Genomic DNA, 2,689 nt, shown 5'->3' on the forward strand with positions numbered 1-2,689 from the left:
TCACCATAGCCAACAATCATGGCTTATGCCTCAGCTTTGTTCAGTTGCTTCACCGGTACTATGGAACTGTCCGACTCGCCACCATCGTGCATCACGGCCGTACCCTTTTAGGTTCTCCGTGCGGACCCGGGCAACCACACCCCAAGGCCAATGGCGGCGCCTCCCGGGTCCCGTACAAGATGTTTCCGTGCATGCCAGGGGTCTCCGAACCCCGCCGGGCCTGTCTACGCCTCGCCCTACCGGCGCAAACCGTGTCGCCTTCCGCGTGTTAGGAGCGCGTCGGCACCCAGCAAGTACTTTGATTTCGGGGCTCAATACCCTGCCTGCACTTTCCCCTGTCAACGCTTCGCCGCAGCCGTCACCGACTACAACGCATGACTCGGGGCCAGTGTGGTTGGCTAAACCTTCACTGTCGGAGACTTTCACTCCTTCACACCTTGCCGGATTTCCCGGCGCACCCTACCGACGCGGTTCATCCCCGCGCCTGCGGGGAGCACGACTTCGAGCCCAGAGCATAGAACCCTTTGCCCGGTTCATCCCCGCACCTGCGGGGAACACATGGCGAACCACTCCGATACGGCGCGCGAGAACGGTTCATCCCCGCGTCTGCGGGGAACACGCTGGGGCTGCCCTACGAGGTGCTCATCAAGCACGGTTCATCCCCGCGCCGGCGGGGAACGCAGCGTGCCGACCGTCCTGGCCTCATTGCTCCCCGGTTCATCCCCGCGCCTGCGGGGAACACGACGGTCACCGTCAGCAACCGCGACAACAACCTCGGTTCATCCCCGCGCCGGCGGGGAACACCGCTCCGCGACAACCAATTTGACGGGCAACCGCCGGTTCATCCCCGCGCCCGCGGGGAACACATCTCGGTGATCGGATCGGACTCCGGCAACGACGGTTCATCCCCGCGCCTGCGCGGAACACAAGCCTTTGTCCTGCGCCCATGCGGCATCGAACGGTTCATCCCATCCCCGCGCCTGCGGGGAACACGGTGGCGATGAGCGCCTCCGCACCCTGAGCGGTCGGTTCATCCCCGCGCCTGCGGGGAACACCAGCGCGAAGCGCTCCAGGGCCTCTTCCATGTCCGGTTCATCCCCGCGCCTGCGAGGAACACGCGACCATGCCCGCGCCTGCGAGGAACACGCGACCATGGCGCTTCCCGCGCCCGCCTGGTTCGGTTCATCCCCGCGCCTGCGGGGAACACGAACTTGGTTCGGTCCTCGGATAGGGGGACCGACGGTTCATCCCCCGCGCCTGCGGGGAACACTGCCCCGATGTGACCCCGCCCGCCCACCTGGATATGGGTGCGCACGCCATTCTTGTCGACCACGAAGGCGCCATCGAGCACATCGAGCTGGCCTCTCTCGATGTAGAGGATGGATAACCGTTCCTTGATAGGAATGGGTCTTAGCGGCGGTAACGATACGCTGCTCATGAGAAGAGCCTGTCGATCAGTTCGGCGCGCGGAAGCCTTGTGTGGTTTGCAACGTCGCCCAGGATGGCCGCCAGCGTGCCGACGCGCAGAGGATCTCTGGAGTGGAATCGTTATATGGTGTTGTGTCGGGACCTCGGTCGTCAACCGCAGGTGACTACCCTCCTGGCGCGTTGCCCGATAGCCGACTCGTTGCAGCCGTCTCGCAAGCTCCGCCCCGGAAACGTTGCGAGGGAGCTTCACAAGGCGATCACTTCGTCCCTGACGAAATGCAACCGAATCAATTTCGGCGCTTCTCCCTCTTCAAAGTGACAGCGCACGGCTTCCCGCACATTTATGTTCAGCGATTCGACATCGTCGGCCTCGGTGAAAATAGACTCCCCGAAGGCACGAGCCGTGTACCCGCCTTCGGGCGCTTCTTCGACCAGAAACAGGATCTCACTCATGTCTACCTCTCAGGGTCTCGCGATCGTTGTAGGGCCCGCAAACCATTCAGCCGTATGCACTACAGGCGCCGCACCAGCAGGAGTCCACAGCCAAAGGCCTTGGCGGGACCGATGCCTTTTTTCAAGAGTTGCCTAAGCGCCTCGGGATCGACTACGCGCAACATGCCTTCGAAAGTCGCGGTAAGGAGCTTCCCGGCGGCACCGGCCTTGCGGAAATAGAGCGGCGGATGCGCTAGCACCGAGGCCGCTTCCACACGGGCCGCACCGTCGAGCTTGCGAGCGAGCCATTCCCGTTGCCCGTCCTCTCGAATCAAGGGCACGCGGCACTTGTCCGACCGCTTGCCGGGCTTGCTGTTTTTCTCGCCGTCGAGGATGGTCTTGACCGGGTTGGCGGTCAGCAGGAAAGCTAGTCGCTGGCCGGACTGGGGTCTGGGGTGAAACTCGCGGACGCCGAGGACCGCGAGCCCGGCCGTGGCTTCCGGCCGCCGATCGGACTGAACCAGGAGGCATGCAGCCTGGCCGGGGCGATGTTCTTCGATGCGAAACAGGAAACCCTGTCGGGGCTCTTCCCAGTGCTTGCGCGATTCTCTCGGTGTACCGGGGAACAGCTTCCAAAGCCGGCGGTGGAAGTTGTAGGCGTTTCGGGCAGCGTCCCAGGGGATCTCGACGCGACTCAGAAACATGGGCACCTCTAAAAATTGTCTTTGTCACGGCGAATTGTGGTTTACAGCGAGTCATGGCTAAGGGATAATGTGCAGGTAGCGAGACACTGAAGAGCGGAGTCGATGACGATGCATGGCCAGCCTGG

The 2,689-nt window shown here is 63.0% G+C and carries 2 protein-coding genes and 2 pseudogenes; all 4 read right to left on the bottom strand.

Going from position 1 to position 2,689, the window contains the following annotated elements:
- Nucleotides 1-1,288 precede the first annotated feature (1,288 nt).
- A pseudogene (locus tag M3461_03875) lies at nucleotides 1,289-1,438 on the bottom strand (subtype I-E CRISPR-associated endonuclease Cas1).
- Nucleotides 1,435-1,678: pseudogene (locus M3461_03880) on the bottom strand (type II toxin-antitoxin system HicA family toxin). Before M3461_03880 ends, M3461_03875 begins: the two co-directional pseudogenes overlap by 4 nt.
- On the bottom strand, nucleotides 1,675-1,881 hold the full coding sequence (locus M3461_03885; GenBank protein MDQ3773561.1) for a 2-oxoisovalerate dehydrogenase: 207 nt from the start codon (nucleotides 1,879-1,881) through the stop codon (nucleotides 1,675-1,677). The pseudogene M3461_03880 and the gene M3461_03885 overlap by 4 nt, the downstream one beginning before the upstream one ends.
- A 59-nt stretch (nucleotides 1,882-1,940) precedes the next feature.
- Nucleotides 1,941-2,564, bottom strand: coding sequence for a type I-E CRISPR-associated protein Cas6/Cse3/CasE (cas6e, locus tag M3461_03890; GenBank protein ID MDQ3773562.1), 624 nt, complete (start codon nucleotides 2,562-2,564; stop codon nucleotides 1,941-1,943).
- Nucleotides 2,565-2,689 lie beyond the last annotated feature (125 nt).

The sequence above is a fragment of the Pseudomonadota bacterium genome (assembly GCA_030860485.1).
Lineage (GTDB): Bacteria > Pseudomonadota > Gammaproteobacteria > JACCXJ01 > JACCXJ01 > JACCXJ01.

Bases quoted from the DNA above. Each gene is read 5' to 3' on its own strand.
- M3461_03885 (MDQ3773561.1), bottom strand. From the start codon at position 1,881: ATGAGTGAGATCCTGTTTCTGGTCGAAGAAGCGCCCGAAGGCGGGTAC.
- cas6e (MDQ3773562.1), bottom strand. From the start codon at position 2,564: ATGTTTCTGAGTCGCGTCGAGATCCCCTGGGACGCTGCCCGAAACGCC.